This window comes from Streptococcus sp. 10F2, assembly GCF_054331515.2.
Genome location: NZ_JBTGGE020000079.1, coordinates 1 through 4,625 on the forward strand (window position 1 = coordinate 1; position 4,625 = coordinate 4,625).

At 43.3% G+C, this 4,625-nt stretch carries 1 protein-coding gene; it reads right to left on the minus strand.

The genetic code is table 11. The features are described 5' to 3' along the window. Positions 1-314: 314 nt before the first annotated feature. Positions 315-4,625: DUF1542 domain-containing protein (locus ACXM1Q_RS08850; RefSeq protein WP_458517746.1), on the minus strand; the 4,311-nt coding region annotated here is incomplete at its 5' end.

A 4,625-nucleotide genomic window follows, 5' to 3' on the forward strand; every position in this document is an offset into this window, starting at 1 on the left:
TCAGAATATAGAATAAGAGCCTGAATTTTTCTATGATGTTGAGCATTCTCTTTGTTTTTCAGTGCCTGTTTTAATTCTTTAACTTGTGATTTGCTTAGTTCTGTTTTCATATCTACATTATATCGATATTTTTGATTTTTGTTAAGTATTAAAGTCGCTAACGATACCCTATTCACCCATTACAGTTGACAAAGAGCCAAAAAAATCACAGACAAATTTGTATCTTTTGGTAAAAACCAAGTACAAATTGTCTGTGATTTCTATTTATTGGCTAGTTTTTGTCCAACCTCATTTTTTATGATATCAGACTAGCTTTAGTCTTCTTTTCTGCGACGCTTACGAGCACCAGCAAGAAGTCCAAGTAAAGTAAGTCCTGTCATTGTGAGAGCTAGATTTGCTTCATCACCTGTATTCGGAAGTTGGCCTTTAGCATCCTTCTTAGCTTGAAGTGCTGTATCAGAAGCTTTAGCTTGATGAGTCGCTTTCGCATCACCAGCTTGAGCACTTGGATTAATCGCGTTAATTGCTTCAATTCCTAGTGTTTTCGCTCCTTCTACGCCTGCATTCGTAGTCGCTGCATCAATCGCTGCTTTTGCTTTAGCGGCTTCTGCATCAACTTGAGCTTTGGCAGCTGCTTTCTCCTCGTCTGTTAGATCAGTACGAGCATCCAATTCTGCCTTCTTAGCGTTAGCTGCTTCATCGATAGCTTTCTTCGCTGCATCTTTCACAACAGCAACTGGGTTAATCGCTTTAATCGTATCAACACCTGTTTGTAGAGCTGAAGCTACTGCTTCATCTGTTGTTGCTGCATCAATCGCTGCAATTGCTTTCGCTGCTTCTGCATCAACTTCCGCCTTAGCAGTTGCTTTCTCCTCGTCTGTTAAATCAGTACGAGCATCAATTTCTGCTTTCTTAGCTACGGCAAGATCACCAATTGTTTTCTTAACTGCATCTTTGGTAACTGATCCTGGATTGATTGCTTTGATGGCTTCTACACCTGCATTCTTAGCAGAATCTACACCTGCATTCGTTGTTGCTTGATCAATTGCAGACTTAGCTTTCGCTGCCTCTGTATCAACTTCTGCCTTAGCAGCTGCTTTCTCCTCGTCTGTTAGGTCAGTACGAGCATCAATTTCTGCCTTCTTAGCTGTAGCTGCTTCATCAATAGCTTTCTTAGCATCTGTCTTCACAACAGCAACTGGGTTAATTGCCTTGATTGTCTCAACACCTGCTTGTAGAGCTGAAGCTACTGCTTCATCTGTTGTTGCTGCATCAATCGCTGCAATTGCTTTCGCTGCTTCTGTATCAACTTGAGCTTTGGCAGCTGCTTTCTCCTCGTCTGTTAGATCAGTACGAGCATCAATTTCTGCCTTCTTAGCTGCGGCAAGGTCACCGATAGTTTTCTTAACGGTATCTTTCGCTGTTGCATCTGGATTGATTGCTTTAATCGTATCAACACCAGTATTCTTAGCAGAGTCTACAGCTGCACTTGTTGTTGCTTGATCAATTACAGATTTAGCTTTCGCTGCTTCTGTATCAACTTCTGCCTTAGCAGCAGCTTTCTCCTCGTCTGTTAAATCAGTACGAGCATCCAATTCTGCTTTCTTAGCGTTAGCTGCTTCATCAATAGCTTTCTTAGCTGCATCTTTAGCAACTGAGCCTGGATTGATTGCTTTAATCGTATCAACACCAGTATTCTTAGCAGAATCTACACCTGCATTCGTTGTTGCTTGATCAATTGCAGATTTAGCTTTCGCTGCTTCTGCATCAACTTGAGCTTTGGCAGCTGCTTTCTCCTCGTCTGTTAGATCAGTACGAGCATCCAATTCTGCCTTCTTAGCGTTAGCTGCTTCATCGATTGCTTTCTTAGCATCTGTCTTCACAACAGCAACTGGATTAATTGCCTTGATTGTCTCAACACCTGCTTCTAAAGCTGAAGCTACTGCTTCATCTGTTGTTGCTGCATCAATCGCTGCAATTGCTTTCGCTGCTTCTGTATCAACTTCTGCCTTGGCAGTTGCTTTCTCCTCGTCTGTTAAATCAGTACGAGCATCAATTTCTACTTTCTTAGCTGCGGCAAGATCACCAATTGTTTTCTTAACGGTATCTTTAGCAACTGAGCCTGGATTGATTGCTTTGATAGCTTCTACACCAGTATTCTTAGCAGAACCTACACCTGCATTCGTTGTTGCTTGATCAATTGCAGATTTAGCTTTCGCCGCTTCTGCATCGACTTGAGCTTTGGCAACTGTTTTCTCCTCGTCTGTTAGATCAGTACGAGCATCAATTTCTGCCTTCTTAGCTATAGCTGCTTCATCAATAGCTTTCTTAGCATCAGTCTTAGCAACTGCATCTGGGTTAATCGCTTTAATCGTATCAACACCTGCTTGTAGAGCTGAAGCTACTGCTTCATCTGTTGTTGCTGCATCAATCGCTGCAATTGCTTTCGCTGCTTCTGTATCAACTTCTGCCTTGGCAGCTGCTTTCTCCTCGTCTGTCAAGTCAGTACGAGCATCAATTTCTGCCTTCTTAGCTGCGGCAAGGTCACCGATAGTTTTCTTAACGGTATCTTTCGCTGTTGCATCTGGATTGATAGCTTTAATCGTATCAACACCAGTATTCTTAGCAAAATCTACACCTGCATTCGTTGTTGCTGCATCAATCGCATCTTTAGCTTTCACAGCTTCTGCATCAACTTGATTCTTAGCAGCTGCTTTCTCCTCGTCTGTTAGGTCAGTACGAGCATCCAATTCTGCTTTCTTAGCTGTAGCTGCTTCATCAATGGCTTTCTTAGCACTATCTTTAGCTACTGCATCTGGGTTAATCGCTTGGATATTATCAGCTCCATCCTTCAAAGCCGCATCTACTGCTGCTTCTGTTGGTGCCTTATCAATTGCATCTTTAGCTTTCGCTGCTTCTGCATCAACTTGATCTTTAGCAGCTTCTTTTTCTTCATCTGTCAAATCAGGACGAAGATCAATTTCTGCTTTCTTAGCCTGGACAAGAGCATCCAATGTTTTCTTAACCGCATCCTTGGTTGTTGCTGGTGGATTAATAGCCTTGATAGTATCAACACCTGCAGTCTTAGCTTCTTCAACTCCTGCATTTGTTGTCGCTGCATCTACTGCATCTTTAGCTTTCGTTGCTTCTGCATCAACTTGTTCTTTAGCTGCCGCTTTTTCTTCAGCAGTCAAGTCTGGACGTGCATCCAACTCTGCTTTCTTAGCTTTCGCTGCTTCATCAATGGCTTTCTTAGCACTATCTTTAGCTACTGCATCTGGATTAATAGCCTTGATAGTATCAACACCAGTATTTTCAGCTGAGTCTACACCTGCATTTGTTGTTGCTGCATCAATCGCTTCTTTAGCTTTCGCCGCTTCTGCATCAACTTGTTCTTTAGCTGCTGCTTTCTCTTCGTCTGTCAAGTCTGGACGTGCATCGATTTCTGCTTTCTTCGCTGTAGCGGCATCATCAATGGCTTTCTTAGCTTCTGGCTTCGCAACTGCATCTGGGTTAATAGCTTTAACAGTATCAACACCTGCAGTCTTAGCTTCCTCAACTCCTGCATTTGTTGTCGCTGCATCTACTGCATCTTTAGCTTTCGTTGCTTCTGCATCAACTTGAGCCTTAGCTGCTGCTTTCTCTTCGTCTGTCAAGTCTGGACGTGCATCGATTTCTGCTTTCTTCGCTGTAGCGGCATCATCGATCGCTTTCTTAGCTGCATCTTTAGCTACTGGAGTTTCTGGAACTGCCTTAATCGCTGTTTCACCTGCAGTCTTAGCTTCTTCAACTCCTGCATTTGTTGTTGCTGCATCAATCGCTTCTTTAGCTTTCACAGCTTCTGCATCAACTTGATCCTTAGCTGCCGCTTTTTCTTCAGCAGTCAAGCTATCGTTCGCATCAATCGCTTCTTTCTTAGCTTTCGCTGCTTCATCGATCGCTTTCTTAGCTTCAGGCTTCGCAACTGCATCTGGATTAATAGCTTTAACAGTATCAACACCTGCAGTCTTAGCTTCTTCAACTCCTGCATTTGTTGTCGCTGCATCTACTGCATCTTTAGCTTTCGTTGCTTCTGCATCAACTTGTTCTTTAGCTGCTGCTTTCTCTTCGTCCGTCAAGTCTGGACGTGCATCGATTTCTGCTTTCTTCGCTGTAGCGGCATCATCGATCGCTTTCTTAGCTTCTGGCTTAGCAACTGGAGTTTCTGGAACTGCCTTAATCGCTGTTTCACCTGCAGTCTTAGCTTCCTCAACTCCTGCATTCGTTGTTGCTGCATCAATCGCATCTTTAGCTTTCGCTGCTTCTGCATCAACTTGTTCTTTAGCTGCCGCTTTTTCTTCAGCAGTCAAGCTATCGTTCGCATCAATCGCTTCTTTCTTAGCTTTCGCTGCTTCATCGATGGCTTTCTTAGCTTCTGGCTTAACAACTGCATCTGGGTTAATAGCTTTAACAGTATCAACACCTGTAGTCTTAGCTTCCTCAACTCCTGCATTTGTTGTCGCTGCATCTACTGCATCTTTAGCTGCCTTAGCTTCTGCATCAACTTGAGCCTTAGCTGCTGCTTTCTCTTCGTCTGTCAAGTCTGGACGTGCATCGATTTCTGCTTTCTTCGCTGTAGCGGCATC